Here is a 14611-nt window from a genome sequence, read left to right as displayed (position 1 = left end):
GGACGGGCGCGAGTGGCGCCCGCCTGGAGGGGCCGTGGTGAGGCAACTGCCGGTTTCATCCTAGGTTCGCTCCGGATCGGCGTAGGCGCCATCGAGCAGCGCGCAGCGCAGCTCGGTCACGTCGGCGGCAGCGCGCAAGCGCGCGCGAAACCGCGGCGAAGCGAAGCGTTCGGCCATCTCGGCCAGCTGCTGCAGGTGTTGCTGCACGTAGTGTTCCGGCACCGCCATCGCCACGACCAGGTCCACCGGCTGTCCATCGGCTGCGCCAAAATCGACCGGCTTGGCCAGCCGCAGGAAGGCACCGCGGCTTTCCTCGATGGTCGGCAGCCGGCCGTGCGGGATTGCCACGCCGTGGCCAATCGCGGTGCTGGCGAGCCGCTCTCGGTTGCGCAGGCTTTCGCCTATGGCATCGGTCAACCCGGCGCTGCTGAATCCGGCGCCGGCCGCGGCGGGCAGGTTGCCGGCCAGCAGGCGCGATGCGGCGTCGAGCACGGCCAGGTGGTCGCCGGGCTCGGCCAGGATCGCGATCCGGTCGGCGCTGAGCAGATCCTTGAAGGGCATCGGTGCGGGTGGACGGCCGGTCGATGGGCGACGCTGGGGCTCAGCCCAGTTCGCCGGTGCGCGCGAGGCTTTCGCCGCGGTGGTGATCGACCATCTTGCTCTTGTGCTTCATCAGCAGGCGGTCGAGCTTGTCGGCGAGCAGGTCGATCGCGGCGTACATGTCGATGGCATTGGCATCGGCGTGGAGGGTGCGACCGGCAACATTCACGGTCGCTTCGGCGCGGTGGTCGGGCTTGTCGAGGCTGAGCAGGGCGCGCACGTCGAACGGCTGCTCATAATGGCGTCCCAGTCGCGCCAGCTTGGATTCCACGTAGTCCCGCATGGCGGGGGTGACATCGATCTGCTGGCCGTGGGTTTCGATACGCATCGGAAAGCTCCTCTAACGTCGCGACTGAGACCGCAGCATATCGCAGGCGGCGTGGATGGCGGTTTGAAGAGCGGAAGACGTTTTCACGCGGATCAGAGCAAAAAAATGCGGATAAGGCCGACACAAGAGCTTCGGGCGTGCAGAGCTATTCCCAAGCGGAGATGCACCCAGAGAGAGGCGGGACCGCTTCTTTGCGCTGTTTCCATGTTTACCCTTTGCCTTTATCCGCGCCCTTTTTAGCTCTGATCCGCGTCAAAGCCTTCTGTCTCACCCCATCCGCACCCGGTCCTGCGACGACGGGACACCCATCGCCTCGCGATACTTGGCGACGGTGCGGCGCGCGACAGGCACGCCGGTGGCCTTGAGGGTCTCGGCCAGGCGTGCGTCCGACAGCGGCTTGCGTGGGTTTTCCGCCTCGATCAGCTGGCGGATCATCGATTGGATCGCGGTGCTGGAGGCCTCGCCACCCCCGCCGGTGTCAATGCCCGAGGCGAAGAACGCGCGCAGCGGCACGGTGCCGCGCGGGGTGCGCGCGTACTTGCGGGCGATCGCGCGCGAGACCGTGGATTCGTGCAGGCCGACCTCGGCGGCGACCTCGCGCAGGGTCAGCGGGCGCAACGCGCTGTCGCCAAATTCGAGGAACCCGGCCTGCTGCCTGAGCAGGCAGCGCGCGACCTTGAGCAGCGTGTCGCCACGTGCCTCCAGGCTCTTGAGCAGCCAGCGCGCCTCCTGCAGGTGGCCGCGCAGGTAGCTGGCATCGGCCGCGCTGGCGTGGCGGATCATGCCTTCGTAGCCGCGATGGATCGACACCTTCGGCCGCATGCCGTCGGCCAGCGCCGCGCGCCATACGCCGTGCTGGCGCCAGATGACCACGTCCGGCGCGACATAAGTGTCGTTGGCGATCGCCCCGATCTGCGCACCGGGGCGCGGGTCGAGCGAGCGCAGCAGCTGCACCGCGGTATCGACCTCGCCTGGGTCGAGTTTCAGCTCGGCGGCGAGTCCGGCCACGCCGACCCGGGGCAGGCGCTCCAGCGGCCCGTTGGCGAGCCGGTGGGCGAGTGGCTTGCCCGGGGTGTCTTCAGGCACCGTTTCCAACTGCAGGCGCAGGCACTCGCCAAGGTTGCGTGCACCGACGCCGACCGGGTCGAAGCGCTGGATCTGGTGCAGTACGGTGAGGATCTCTTCGTCGCCGGCGTCCAGGCCCGGCGCCAGGGATGCCGCGATCGCTTCGAGCGGCTCGCGCAGGTAGCCGTCGTCCTCGATCGCCTCGATCAGGGTGACGCCGATGATGCGGTCGCGCGGCGAGAGGTGGCTCAGGTGCAGCTGCCACAGCAGGTGATCGTGCAGGCTCTCGAGCTCGGCAACCTGCTCGGCCACCGGATTGTCGTCGCCGTGGTCGACCGGGCCGATGCGCTCGTACCAGGTCTCCCCGTCATTGGGGCCCCACTCGCTGTCGGGCAGTTGCGCCTCGCGTTCTTCGCTGGCGGGCGCCGGCGGCGCGTCATCGGCGGTGGAGGCGCTGGCCGATGTTTCGGTCCAGTCCAGCAGGGGATTGCTCTCGACCGCGGTGGCCAGTTCAGCCTCCAGCTCGATCGCGGACAACTGCAACAGGCGGATCGCCTGCCGCAATTGCGGCGTCATCACCAGTTGTTGTCCGAGGGAGGTTTGGAGACGGGGCTTCATGGTGGTTTGCTTGACGCTGCCGGGGTGGCCGGCGCTCGCAGCGTATCCCCGGGCAGCGGGAAAGTCCGTGACGAATTTTCCGGGCACCGGTGCAACGCTGCACCGGGTGCGACGTGCCGATACGAACCCTACAGACGGAAAGTTTCACCCAGATAGACGCGACGAACATCGGGATTGGCCAGCAGCGCGTCCGGAGCCCCCTGCGCGAGCACGCCGCCATCGCTGAGGATATACGCACGGTCGCAGATCCCCAAGGTCTCGCGGACGTTATGGTCGGTGATCAACACGCCGATGCCGCGGTTCTTCAGGTGACGCACGATGCGCTGGATCTCGCCGACCGAAATCGGGTCGACACCGGCGAACGGTTCGTCCAGCAGCATCAGCCGCGGCCGGGCTGCAAGCGCGCGGGCGATCTCGACCCGGCGGCGCTCGCCGCCCGACAGGCTGGCACCGATCTGCTCGGCGACGTGGGTGACCTGCAGTTCCTCCATCAGGCTGGTGAGCTCGCGCTCGCGGCCGTCCTTGTCGAGGTCCTCGCGCAGTTCCAGCACCACGCGCAGGTTGTCGGCGACGCTGAGCTTGCGGAACACCGACGGCTCCTGCGGCAGGTAGCCGACGCCGTACTTGGCGCGCGCGTACATCGGCTCGGCGGTGATGTCCTTGCCGTCGAGCAGGATCTGCCCGGCGTCGGCCGGCACCAGGCCGACGATCATGTAGAAGCAGGTGGTCTTGCCGGCGCCGTTGGGGCCGAGCAGGCCGACCACTTCGCCGGCATCCAGAGTCAGGCCGAAGTCATGCACCACCTCGCGCGACTGATAGGCCTTGCGCAGGCCGGTGGCGACCAGCATCAGCCGCCCTCCGGTCCGTCGCTGTCGCTGGTGTCGTCGGGGCGGGTATCGGTATCGGCAGCGCCGCCCGAGCTTTCGCTGGCGCCAGTGTTGCGCGGCATGATCCGCATCCTCACCCGGCCCGCGCCTTCGCCGCCACCCTGCACGCGGCCGGTCTGCATGTTGTAGACGATGCGCTGGCCGCTGAGGGTATTGCCCGGCTGGGCAACCCGCACGTCGCCGGTGAACACCACGATCTCGGTGCGCAGGTCATAGTCGATCTGGTTGGCTGCCGCGGTCATAGGATCGCCGTTGTCGAGTTGCTGCGAGAGCCGCGCGGGTCCGCCGGTCAGCACCACGCGCACCGCCTCGCCGTTGCGCTGGAAGATGCTGGCGCGGCTGGAGCGGACGTCGAGTGTGCCCTGGGTGATGATCACCCCGCGGCTGGCCACGGTGGGCCGGCTCTCGTCGAGCGAATAGTCGAACTCGCCGGCATCGATGTCCATCGGCTGGTTGCGGTCGGACGATCGCGCCAGCGCGGTGCTGGACGCTGCCGCCAGAACGAGCGCCAGCAGACTAGCGGGCAGTGCTTTCATATCGGGTCTGGGTGTCCTGGAGAACGATGCGCTTGGTATCGAGGCTGGCCTCGAGATCGCGGCCGTTGATTATAAGACCCGGCTGGGTAAGGGTGACCGCGACCTCGGAGGTGGCCCGCCTGGAATCGGGGAAAACGTTCAGTTGCTCGGTGGTCATCGTGACCGGCCGCCCGTCGGCGCCGGTGCTGTCGGCCACCACGTCGCCGCGCAGGCGCAGTTCATCGCCCTCGGCGCTGACCCAGCCGGTGCGCGAGCGCACTTCCCACGGGCCGCCCTGCGAACCCTCGCCAGCGGGAATCAGGAACATCGGCGTGGCGATGTCGAGCGCCCGCGTATTCGGGTCACGCGCAAGCCGCGGCGCGCGCACGCTGAAGGCTTCGTTGCCTTGGTCGTCCAGCGCGATCAGTTCGAATTGGTTGAGCACGTAGTCGGGCTGGCTGCCGGTGGTCGGCGTCGGTGCCGTGCCACTGCGCTGCGACCACAATGCCCAGCCGCTGACGCCCGCGCCGATCAGCAACAGCACGGTGACGACGCCGCGCCAGCTCATGCCTGCACCCCGGTCGGCATGGCTTCACTGAGCATGCGCTCGGCGTGGCCCTGCGCGGCCAGCAGCAGGTCGCAGAACTCGCGCACCGCGCCTTCGCCACCGGGGGCGGCACTGCGCCAGTGCACGCGATCGCGCACCCACGGATGCGCATTGGCCGGCGCGGCGGAAAAGCCCACGTGCGGCAGCACCCGAAGGTCGGGCAGGTCGTCGCCCATGAAAGCGACCTCATCCAGTCCGATGCCGAGCTCCCGGGCGATCCCGCTGACGCAGGCGAACTTGTCGGTGATGCGTGTATGCGCCTGCACGTCCAGCTCGGCCGCGCGCTGTTCGGCGATCGCGCTCGCGCGGGCGGTCACGAACGCGACCGCGATGCCGACCTTGCGCAACATCACCATGCCCAGTCCGTCGTGGACGTGGAACGTCTTGAGCTCCCGGCCTTCGCTATCGAAGTACAGGCGTCCGTCGGTCAACGTGCCGTCCACGTCGAAGCACGCCAGGCGCACGCGTGCGGCGCGTTGGCGGATGTCGGCAGGGCAGTCGTGGAGATCGGGCATGGCAGGGTGGGCTCGAAGGGGCGGATTTCAGGCTCGGGGAAGAGGATGCGGGACTCGGGACTCCGGACTCGGGACTCGGGACTCGGGACTCGGGACTCGGGAAGAGCGTAGGAGCAAAGTCGAAATGCACAAGCACCAACGCCCCGACATGAAGCAAACGGCACCTATCGAGAGCGACGCAGTTGCTGTTGCTGTAGTTGTTGTTGTAGTTGTTGTTGTTGTTGTTGTTGTTGTTGTTGTTGCTGTTCCGAGTCCCGAGTCCCGAGTCCCGAGTCCCGGCCCGGAGCCCCAACCCGGCGACGCTAAACCACCCGCGCACGCAGCAGGTCATGGATGTTGAGCGCCCCGACCACGCGTCGTTCCGCGTCGATCACCAGCAGCCCGCCGATCTTGTGCATCTCCATCAACTGCGCCGCCTCCACCGCGAGGGCGTCGGCGCCGATGGTCTTGGGCGAGCGCGTCATCACCTCGGCAATGCGCGTGCTGCGCAGGTCGACCGCGGCGTCGTCCAGGGAGCGGCGCAGGTCGCCGTCGGTGTACAGGCCGAGCAGCCGGCTGTCGCCGTCGACCACCGCAGTCATGCCCAGGCGCTTGCGGCTCATCTCCACCAGCGCTTCGCTGACACTGGCCTCGCCATTGACGCGTGGCACCTCGTCGCCGGCATGCATGATGTCGGCGATGTGCAGCAGCAGGCGTCGGCCGAGCGCGCCGGCCGGATGCGAGCGCGCGAAATCGTCGGCGGTGAAGCCGCGCGCCTCCAGCAGCGCGACCGCGAGCGCATCGCCCATCGCCAGCGAGGCGGTGGTGCTGGAGGTCGGCGCCAGCGCCAGCGGGCAGGCCTCGGCCGGCACGCTGACGTCCAGGTGCACATCGGCCTCGCGTGCCAGGGTCGAGCCGGCGCGGCCGGTCATCGCGATCAACTTGTTGCCCTGGCGCTTGAGCACCGGCAGCAGCATGAGCAGCTCGTCGCTTTCGCCCGAGTACGACAGCGCCAGCACGACATCGGCATCGGTGATCATGCCCAGATCGCCGTGGCCGGCCTCCCCGGGGTGCACGTAGAACGCCGGCGTGCCGGTCGAGGCCAGGGTCGCGGCGATCTTGCGCGCGACGTGGCCGGACTTGCCCATGCCGCTGCACACCACCCGGCCGGGCGCCGCCAGCATGAGCCGGCAGGCGGCGGTGAAGTCGCCATCGATGCGCGCGGCAACCGCGGTCAGCGCCTGAGCCTCGACCTCGAACACGCGGCGGCCGCTGGCGGCCAGGCCGGTCTGGTCGATATGGGGTGGGCTCGGGGCTGTCGCCATTTCGGGCATCGTCCTTGCAAGGCTGCCGCTCAACCGTAATGGCTTCAGCGCAACGGCGTCTAAACGGCAGCGGGCCAACCCTGCAACCGTGGTCCCGGCGATTTGACCCGGAGGGGCTTTCCGCTAGGCTGAAGGGCGGATTTTACGCGCAAGCCAGCGTAAAAGCCCGCCGGTGCCGCGCAGCTGGATAAGATGCGCGCACCACGCCACGCCCGTACTGTTGCGGTGCGGCCCGCCCAACTGCTGCACTTGCGGATAAGACCCATTGAATCCAGACATCATCAAATCGCTGATCGAACAGGGCCTGCCCGGCGCCAGCGCCGAGGTGCACGGCGATGACGGCGTGCATTTCGAGGCCACCGTGGTAGCCGAAGCCTTCCGCGGCAAGCTGTCGCTGGCCCGCCATCGCCTGGTCTACGCCACGCTCGGCGAGCGCATGGGCGGCGAAATCCACGCGCTCGCCCTGAAAACGCTGACGCCCGACGAGCAGCGCTGACAGCGATGTAAAAGCTTCACGACCTGTCATCCCTCGCCACGCTCGGGATGACGCGCAGTATGCTTTTCCCGAGTCCCGAGTCCCGAGTCCCGAGTCCCGAGTCCCGAGTCCCGGCGCCCCGCCGCCCCGTACTCGCACCCCAACCCGAAACACTGGAAGCAGATGCAGAAGATCATTGTCGAAGGCGGCGCCGCGCTCAAGGGCGAGGTGCAGATCTCCGGCGCCAAAAACGCGGTACTCCCGATCCTGTGCGCGACCCTGCTGGCCGACGCTCCGGTCCAGATCGGCAACGTGCCGCACCTGCACGATGTGGTCACCACCGCCAAACTGCTGGGTGAGCTGGGCGCCGGCATCGAGCTCGACCAAGGCACCTTCGGCAACGGCGGTGGCATCACGGTCGATCCGACCACCGTGCACAGCCAGGTCGCGCCGTACGAACTGGTGCGGACCATGCGCGCCTCGGTGCTGGTGCTCGGCCCGCTGCTGGCGAGATACGGCGTCGCGGAGGTGTCCCTGCCGGGCGGCTGCGCGATCGGGTCGCGTCCGGTCGACCTGCATCTCAAGGGCCTGCAGTCGCTTGGCGCGGAGATCACGGTCGAGAACGGCTTCATCAAGGCACACGCGAAACGCCTGAAGGGCGCTCGGCACGTGTTCGATATCGTCAGCGTCGGCGCCACCGAGAACGTGCTCATGGCCGCCACGCTGGCCGAGGGCGTCACCGTGCTGGAGAACGCGGCGATGGAGCCGGAGATCGTCGACCTGGCCGAATGCCTCAAGGCGCTTGGCGCCCGGATCGAAGGCGCCGGCAGCAATCGCATCGTGGTGCACGGCGTGGAGCGTCTGCACGGCGGCCGCCATCATGTGGTACCCGACCGGATCGAGACCGGTACCTTCCTGGTCGCCGCGGCGATGACCGGCGGCCACGTCACCGCATGCCGCGCGCGGCCCGACACGATGGACGCGGTGCTCGACAAGCTCAAGGAGGCCGGCGCCGAACTCGACTGCGACGGCGACCGCATCACCCTGGACATGCACGGCCGGCGGCCGAAGGCGGTCAACCTCACCACTGCGCCGCACCCGGGCTTCCCGACCGACATGCAGGCCCAGTTCATGGCGATGAACTGCATTGCCGACGGCGTGGGGGTGATCAGCGAAACGATCTTTGAAAACCGTTTCATGCACGTCAACGAGCTGCTGCGCCTGGGCGCGGACATCCGCGTCGACGGCCATACCGCCGTGGTGCGCGGCGTGCAGGCGCTCAGTGGCGCCCCGGTAATGGCGACCGACCTGCGCGCCTCGGCCTCGCTGATCCTCGCCGGTTTGGTGGCGCAGGGCGAAACCACGATCAACCGCATCTACCACCTGGATCGCGGCTACGAGAACATCGAGGAAAAGCTCTCCGCGCTCGGGGCGAAAATCAAGCGGGTCGGCTGATGCGCCCCGCGCCCCTGTAGGAGCGGCTTCAGCCGCGAAGCCCGCCGATGCAGAAGGTGCGGCAATAGCGCGTGCCCATATTCACGGTGTGGGAGCGCCGTACAAGAAACAGCGGGCCAAAGCAGTCCAGGCGTCACCCCGGCGAAGGCGGGAGGCCAGAGCGGCGCCATTGCTGCGATGCGAGTAGATCTCGCCTTCGCAGTAACGACAGCCAAACAGCGCCTCAGCGCACCGTCTGCACCCGCAGATCGAGCGCATCCTCGCCGTCCTCGCGTTGCAGGATGCGCGCCGGGACCGGCATGCCCTCGACCACCCAGGCGATCGTCTGCTTGTCGCCCTCGTCGTTGACCAGCTTGGTGGCCTGGTGCGATTGGCCGCCGACGGTGATCGCCTCGGTGCCCTGCACGGTGTAGTGCATCTGTTTGATGCGACCGTCGTCGACCATGCGGTACTTGAGCGGTTTGCCCGCTTCCAGGTCACGCACCAGCGCCAGGTTGATCAGCAGTGCGTCCATGTCACCGGCCTGCAGCTTGATCGGTCCGGAACGGCCGGGCTTGACGTCGCCGGTCCAGTTGGCCACGCCGCGCGACCAGTCGTAGCTCGCGCTCTTGTCCTCCTGCTTGATCAGCACCTTGCTCGAATCCTGGCTCGATAGTGGTCGCCACTGGCCGTCGCGCTCCTCGAACACGGTGGACTGGCTGAGGCTGGCCAGCGCGTTGCTGATGTCCAGGCTGTAGCGCCACCGGTTGTCGCCGGCCGCGACGAGCTTCATCTGGCCGTCGGCCTGCATGCCCATGTAGCTGGCGCGGTAATCGGCGGTGAACGGTTCGACCGCCGCGGCCGGCATGCTCGCGAGCGTCAGCGCCGCCGCTGCGAGCAGTCCGAGCATCCCCATGAGCCCGACCAGCGAGTCGCGCCGGGCGGGCGCCTGTGCCGCAACCCGGTCTGCCGGAACCCTGCGTGGGGCAAGCCTGGTCGAGCCCTTCGTCATAGCCGTCTTCATCCAGCGTGCTCCTGTTGTTGGACCAGCAGGCATCGTCGATGTCGTGCTGGCGTCTCAGTCGATGCCGCAATCCTAGACGGCGGCGCTCTTCCTGCGCATGAACAGCGTCGCGCACGTGACGCCCGGCTTAACGGGCGGCGCGTTCGTACTGTTCCGACGCGGTGCGCGCATCGCGCATCCGGGCGTCTCGCGTGACGCGCCATGGATGGCAGCGTCAGCGGGCCCCGGCCGCATGAACAAGTCGATCGTCCTGGTCGAGTTGCAGCGGCGCATGCATGGCATGCCCGTCGACATGGACCACGCCATCGACCAGCGCCACGCGGGCCGCGGCGAACAGACGCAGGGTCTGCACCAGCAACGGGTGCTCGCGCGCCAGCACGCGTCGGCCAAGCGTAGCCGCGTCGTCGTCCGTTAGCGCCGGCACGCGCGCCTGCGAAATGACCGGGCCGCCGTCGAGTTCCGGCGCGAGGAAATGCACGCTGGCCCCGTGCACGTCTACACCGGCGTCCAGCGCCTGCTGGTGCGTGTGCAGGCCCTTGAACGCAGGCAGCAGTGAAGGGTGGATGTTGAGCATGCGGCCAACCCGCGGCTGGACCTGCGGCTGGCTGATCAGGCGCATGTAGCCGGCGCAGACGATCAGGTCCGCCCCGGTCTGGTCGATCTGCTCGAACAGCGCCTGGTCGTACTCCAGGCGTGTGGCGAAGTCGCGCGGGCGCAGCGCCCGGGCCGGAAGCCCGGCGTGGCGCGCACGTTCGAGCGCGGGCGCGTCGGGCTTGTCGGAGAACACACCGACGATCGCGGCGGCGAGCTGCCCGCCCGCGATCGCGTCGATCAGTGCCTGCAGGTTGCTGCCCCGGCCGGAGGCGAGCACGGCCAGCCGCAAACGCTCCATGCCCACTCAGCGCGCCGCGTGCAACGACAGCGCGGCAGCCGTTGCGAGTCTGCAGTGACCGGGGCCGGGCATCAGCCGATGCGCACGCGCTCGGCGCGGTCGCTGGCGACCACTTCGCCGATGCGCCAGTGCGCAAGGTCGAGGCGACCCAGTTCGGCTTCGATTGCCGTGGCCTGCGCCTGCGCCACCACCAGCACGAAGCCGATGCCGCAGTTGAACGTGCGCCACATCTCGTGCGGCGGCACCGCGCCCTCGCGCTGCAGCCAGTCGAACACCGGCGGCAGCGTCCACGCCGACGTGGCGATGTCGATCCCTAACCCGTCGGGAATGACCCGGATGATGTTCTCGGTCAGGCCGCCGCCGGTGATGTGTGCCATCGCGTGGATCGCCGGAGCGTTGCCGCCGCGCAGCAGCTCCAGCACCGGCTTGACGTACAGCGCGGTCGGCGCCATCAGCGCGTCGATCAGGCGGGTGCCGCCCAGGTCGGTGTCGCCCGGCCGACCGGCGCGGTCGAAGATCCGGCGGATCAGCGAATAGCCGTTGGAGTGCGGCCCCGAGGAGGCGATGCCGATCATCACGTCACCGGCCCGGACCTGGCGGCCGTCGAGCAGTTGCGACTTCTCGACCGCGCCGACGGTGAAGCCGGCCAGGTCGTATTCGCCGGGCGCGTACATGTCGGGCATCTCGGCGGTCTCGCCGCCGATGAGCGCGCAGCCGGCCATCTCGCAGCCCCGGGCGATGCCGCCGACCACGGCCACGGTGGTCTCGACATCGAGCTTGCCGGTGGCGAAGTAGTCCAGGAAAAACAGCGGCTCGGCGCCCTGGACCAGCACGTCGTTGACGCACATGCCGACCAGATCGATGCCGATGGTGTCGTGGCGGCCCAGCTGCTGGGCCAGCTTGAGCTTGGTGCCGACGCCGTCGGTACCCGACACCAGCACCGGTTCGCGGTACTTGCCCGACAGGTCGAACAGCGCGCCGAAACCGCCCAGCCCGCCCATTACCTCGGGACGGAAGCTGCGCTTGACCAGCGGCTTGATGCGTTCGACCAGCTCATTGCCGGCGTCGATGTCGACACCGGCGTCGCGGTAGGTGAGGGGTGTCGGGGCGGGCGGGGTGCTGGACACGGCGGCCTTGGGGTCGCGGGAAAGCGGCGATTTTAACAGTCGCGAAGGCTGCGGGTTTCGCCGCGCCGGTGCGGCTTTCCGCGCGCCGATGGACGTGCCTGCGCCACTGCGGCACCATTTCGACCATATTTCCGGAAGTTAAGGACGCCGATGGCCCGCGCAATCCGTATGGCAACCCTCGTGGTCTGGTCTGCTGCGCTGATGCTGGCCAGCCTTGCCGCGACCGCGCAACGGGTCGAGGGCGATCGCGCCGGCGCACAAGGCCTGTACGCGGCCGAGATCACGGTCAACGGCCAGGGTGCGGCCGAGCGCCGGGTCGCGTTCGCACGCGGCCTGGCGCAGGTGCTGACCAAGCTGTCGGGCGACGGCGACATCGCCTCGCAACCGGGCGTCGGCCAAGTACTGCGTCGTGCGCAGGACTATGTCAGCGGCTACGACTACCGCCAGGACGAGGGGCTGTCGGCCACTGGTGCGCCGCGTTTCAGCACCACTTTGGTGATGCGCTTCGACCAGGAGCGGGTCGAGGCGATCGTCGAGGTGCTGGGCGTGCCGGTGTGGCCGCAGCCGCGGCCCCGGCCGGTGCTGTGGCTGGCGATCGACGACGGCCGCGGGCCGCGGCTGGTCGCCACCGCGCAGGCGGATGCCGCCCGTTCGGTGCTCGATCGCGCGGTCGAGCGCGGGTTCGGGCTCAGACTGCCCGAAGGCGGCGCGGCCGAGCAGGCCGTGGTCGGCGCGATCTGGCGCGGCGATTCGGCCGCGGTGGCGCGCGCCTCGCGGCGCTACGACCCGCCGATGCAACTGATCGGCAAGCTCTACCGCGCCGACGGCGGCTGGGCCGCGGACTGGATATTCGTCGATCACGGCCGGGTGCTGGACCGGTGGTCCGAGCGCGGCAGCGACGCCCGTCGCGTGATGGCAACCGGCGCCGACGGCGCCGCCAATGCGCTGACCGAACGCTACGCCAAGCGCAGCACCGAGCTGGGGCCGCCGGGCCGTTTCCGGGTGGTGTTCGAAGGGATCGACAGCAGCGACGACTTCATGCGCCTGTCCGGTTACCTGCAGCAGCTGGCGGTGGTGCGCGACATCACCCCGGTGCGTGCCACCGCGCAGGCGCTGGAGCTTGATCTGGACCTGCTGACCGGCCTGGGTGGCCTGCAGCAGGCGATCGAGGGCGACGACGTGCTGGTCGGCGGTGACGGGGAAGGCAGGGCCGGCGACTACCCGCGTACCACCAACGTGCCGGTCCAGCGCGGGCCAGGCACCGCGCCGCTCGACCGCGACGCGCCGCTGGTCGACCGCGACGGCGAGCTGATCGGCGGCGACCGCGCACCGCCCGTCTACAGGCTGCGTTGATGGAGACCTCATCCACGCCGTTGCACGACATCGCGCGCTTTCTGCAACGCCTGCAATGGGCCGCGGTGGCGGCGCTGGTGTTCTGGTTGCTGTGGGTGCTGGCGCCTGTCCTGACGCCGTTCGTGCTGGCGGCGCTGCTCGGCTGGCTGGGCGATCCGCTGGTCGATCGCCTGCAGCGGGCCGGCCGCTCGCGCAATGTCGCGGTGATGCTGGTGTTCTCGGTGATGTCGCTGGCGCTGCTGGTGATCCTGCTGCTGCTGGTCCCGGCGATCGAGAACCAGATCGCGACGCTGGTCCGCTCCTTCCCGAGCTACCGCGAGTGGTTCATGGCCACCGCGCTGCCGTGGGTCGAGGCGCGTACCGGCCTGGAGCTCATCGGCTGGCTCGACCTCAACAGCCTGACCGAACTGCTGCGCAGCAACTGGGAGCGCGCCGGCGGCTTTGCCAGCTCCGTGCTGGGCTACATGTCGCGTTCCGGCTTCGCGGTGATCACCTGGGTCGCCAACATCGTGCTGCTGCCGGTGCTGGCGTTCTTTTTCCTGCGCGACTGGGATCTGTTCGTCGCGCGCGCCGCGTCGCTGGTGCCGCGCAAGTACCTCGGCACGGTCCGCCGGCTGGCACAGGAGTCCAGCGACATGCTGGGCGGGTTCCTGCGCGGGCAGTTCCTGGTGATGCTGATCCTGGGGGTGATGTACGCCGTCGGCCTGTGGCTGGTGGGGCTGGACCTGGGCATCCTGATCGGCATCATTGCCGGGCTGCTCACCTTCATCCCGTACATCGGCCCGGCCAGCGGCATCATCATGGGCGTGATCGCCGCGCTGGTGCAGTACGGCGACTGGAAACACGTGGCCGGCGTGCTTGCGGTGTTCGGCGTCGGCCAGGTGATCGAGAGCTACTGGCTGACGCCGAAGCTGGTCGGCGACCGCATCGGGCTGCACCCGGTGGCGGTGATCTTCGCGGTGCTGGCCGGCGGGCAGTTGTTCGGCTTCCTCGGCATGCTGCTGGCGTTGCCGGTGGCGGCGGTGGCCAACGTGCTGCTGGGCTTTGCGCAGGAGCGCTACACCAACAGCAAGTTGTACGCGGGCGAGGCCGGGTCGATCGTATTCGAGCAGGGCCGCGATGAGCCACAGCCGGAGCGCCCACGGGAGTGACCGGGCCGCAGCTGCCACTGGCGCTGCGCTACCCGCCGGACCAGCGCCTCGACACCTTCGTCGGCGCCCCGGCCGGCGCCTTGGCGCAACTGCGCGCGCTGGCCGCGCAGCCGGGCGGCGACTGGCAGTACCTGTCGGGGCCGGCCGGCGTCGGCAAGACCCATCTGCTGCTGGCGACCTGCGCCGCGACCGAGGCCGCCGGACGCCGCGCCGCCTACCTGCCGCTCGCCACCGCGGCCGGCCGTCTGCGCGAGGCGCTCGAAGCGCTGGAAGGCAACGACCTGCTCGCGCTGGATGACTTGGACGCCATCGCCGGCCATCGCGATGACGAGGTCGCATTGTTCGACACCCACAACCGGGCGCGGGCTATCGGCACCACTGTGATGTATGCCGCCTGCGACCACCCCGACCGCCTGGCGCTGGTGTTGCCCGACCTGCGTTCGCGGCTGGCGCAGTGCGCACGCCTGACCTTGGCGCCACTGGATGAAAACGGCCGCCGCGAGGTGCTGCGCCAACGCGCCCAGCGTCGCGGGCTGGTGCTGGAGGAAGCCGCGCTGGACTGGCTGCTCAGGCGCGTCGGCCGTGACCTGGCCGGCTTGACCGCGTTGCTCGACCAGCTCGACCGCGCATCGCTCGCGGCGCAACGGCGGCTGACGGTGCCGTTCCTGCGCAAGACGCTGGGGGTGTGACACCGATCAGACGAGCGGCTCGCAGGA

At 69.1% G+C, this 14611-nt stretch carries 16 protein-coding genes; 5 read left to right on the top strand and 11 right to left on the bottom strand.

Annotated elements, in window-relative coordinates:
- Positions 1-60 precede the first annotated feature (60 nt).
- The 8 genes from ACJQWM_RS12270 to ACJQWM_RS12235 form a co-directional block, all read right to left on the bottom strand.
- Complete coding sequence (locus ACJQWM_RS12270; protein WP_332703853.1) at positions 61-561, bottom strand: PTS sugar transporter subunit IIA; 501 nt, start codon at positions 559-561, stop codon at positions 61-63.
- Between the two features lie 40 nt (positions 562-601).
- A complete protein-coding gene (hpf, locus tag ACJQWM_RS12265; RefSeq protein ID WP_330970833.1) occupies positions 602-928 on the bottom strand; it encodes a ribosome hibernation-promoting factor, HPF/YfiA family in 327 nt (108 codons plus the stop codon).
- Between the two features lie 267 nt (positions 929-1195).
- Positions 1196-2611 carry an RNA polymerase factor sigma-54 gene (locus ACJQWM_RS12260; protein WP_332703856.1) on the bottom strand — a complete coding sequence of 472 codons (1416 nt, stop codon included), beginning with the start codon at positions 2609-2611 and terminating at the stop codon, positions 1196-1198.
- A 128-nt stretch (positions 2612-2739) separates the two neighbouring features.
- Positions 2740-3459 carry an LPS export ABC transporter ATP-binding protein gene (lptB, locus tag ACJQWM_RS12255; RefSeq protein WP_332703858.1) on the bottom strand — a complete coding sequence of 240 codons (720 nt, stop codon included), beginning with the start codon at positions 3457-3459 and terminating at the stop codon, positions 2740-2742.
- Positions 3459-4034, bottom strand: a complete 576-nt coding sequence (gene lptA / locus ACJQWM_RS12250; RefSeq protein ID WP_332703860.1) for a lipopolysaccharide transport periplasmic protein LptA — start codon at positions 4032-4034, stop codon at positions 3459-3461. The genes lptB and lptA overlap by 1 nt, the downstream gene beginning before the upstream one ends.
- Positions 4015-4581: an LPS export ABC transporter periplasmic protein LptC gene (lptC, locus tag ACJQWM_RS12245; protein WP_332703862.1), complete on the bottom strand. Its 567-nt coding sequence runs from the start codon at positions 4579-4581 to the stop codon at positions 4015-4017. Before lptC ends, lptA begins: the two co-directional genes overlap by 20 nt.
- On the bottom strand, positions 4578-5135 hold the full coding sequence (locus ACJQWM_RS12240) for a KdsC family phosphatase (protein ID WP_332703864.1): 558 nt from the start codon (positions 5133-5135) through the stop codon (positions 4578-4580). The genes lptC and ACJQWM_RS12240 overlap by 4 nt, the downstream gene beginning before the upstream one ends.
- A gap of 302 nt (positions 5136-5437) precedes the next feature.
- Positions 5438-6439 (bottom strand): KpsF/GutQ family sugar-phosphate isomerase, encoded by a 1002-nt coding sequence (locus ACJQWM_RS12235; protein WP_332703866.1) that lies wholly within the window; start codon positions 6437-6439, stop codon positions 5438-5440.
- Positions 6440-6704: 265 nt separating this feature from the next.
- Between ACJQWM_RS12235 and ACJQWM_RS12230 the strand changes: the two genes are divergently transcribed.
- Both ACJQWM_RS12230 and murA read left to right on the top strand, forming a co-directional pair.
- The gene (locus ACJQWM_RS12230; protein WP_332703868.1) at positions 6705-6935 is read left to right on the top strand and encodes a BolA family protein; all 231 of its coding nucleotides are present in this window, start codon (positions 6705-6707) and stop codon (positions 6933-6935) included.
- A 162-nt stretch (positions 6936-7097) separates the two neighbouring features.
- On the top strand, positions 7098-8369 hold the full coding sequence (gene murA, locus ACJQWM_RS12225) for a UDP-N-acetylglucosamine 1-carboxyvinyltransferase (protein WP_332703870.1): 1272 nt from the start codon (positions 7098-7100) through the stop codon (positions 8367-8369).
- 223 nt (positions 8370-8592) lie between these two features.
- Here murA and ACJQWM_RS12220 read toward each other — a convergent pair whose 3' ends face one another.
- From ACJQWM_RS12220 to purM, 3 genes are all read right to left on the bottom strand, one after another.
- Positions 8593-9264 carry a DUF3108 domain-containing protein gene (locus tag ACJQWM_RS12220; protein WP_332703904.1) on the bottom strand — a complete coding sequence of 224 codons (672 nt, stop codon included), beginning with the start codon at positions 9262-9264 and terminating at the stop codon, positions 8593-8595.
- A gap of 322 nt (positions 9265-9586) precedes the next feature.
- Positions 9587-10264 carry a phosphoribosylglycinamide formyltransferase gene (gene purN, locus ACJQWM_RS12215; RefSeq protein ID WP_332703872.1) on the bottom strand — a complete coding sequence of 226 codons (678 nt, stop codon included), beginning with the start codon at positions 10262-10264 and terminating at the stop codon, positions 9587-9589.
- A gap of 71 nt (positions 10265-10335) precedes the next feature.
- Complete coding sequence (purM, locus tag ACJQWM_RS12210) at positions 10336-11391, bottom strand: phosphoribosylformylglycinamidine cyclo-ligase (RefSeq protein WP_332703874.1); 1056 nt, start codon at positions 11389-11391, stop codon at positions 10336-10338.
- A gap of 201 nt (positions 11392-11592) precedes the next feature.
- On the opposite strand from purM, the gene ACJQWM_RS12205 reads away from it, so the two are divergent.
- From ACJQWM_RS12205 to hda, 3 genes are read left to right on the top strand one after another with little or no spacing between them, the layout of a single operon-like run.
- Complete coding sequence (locus ACJQWM_RS12205) at positions 11593-12744, top strand: DUF2066 domain-containing protein (RefSeq protein ID WP_332703906.1); 1152 nt, start codon at positions 11593-11595, stop codon at positions 12742-12744.
- Positions 12744-13895, top strand: coding sequence for an AI-2E family transporter (locus ACJQWM_RS12200; RefSeq protein ID WP_332703876.1), 1152 nt, complete (start codon positions 12744-12746; stop codon positions 13893-13895). The genes ACJQWM_RS12205 and ACJQWM_RS12200 overlap by 1 nt, the downstream gene beginning before the upstream one ends.
- Positions 13892-14584 carry a DnaA regulatory inactivator Hda gene (gene hda, locus ACJQWM_RS12195; RefSeq protein ID WP_332703878.1) on the top strand — a complete coding sequence of 231 codons (693 nt, stop codon included), beginning with the start codon at positions 13892-13894 and terminating at the stop codon, positions 14582-14584. Before ACJQWM_RS12200 ends, hda begins: the two co-directional genes overlap by 4 nt.
- Positions 14585-14611 lie beyond the last annotated feature (27 nt).

It is taken from the genome of Novilysobacter longmucuonensis (assembly GCF_046600735.1).
GTDB lineage: Bacteria > Pseudomonadota > Gammaproteobacteria > Xanthomonadales > Xanthomonadaceae > Novilysobacter_A > Novilysobacter_A longmucuonensis.
The sequence above is the reverse complement of the archived record's forward strand: the minus strand, read 5'-3'. Positions and strand labels throughout refer to the sequence as shown.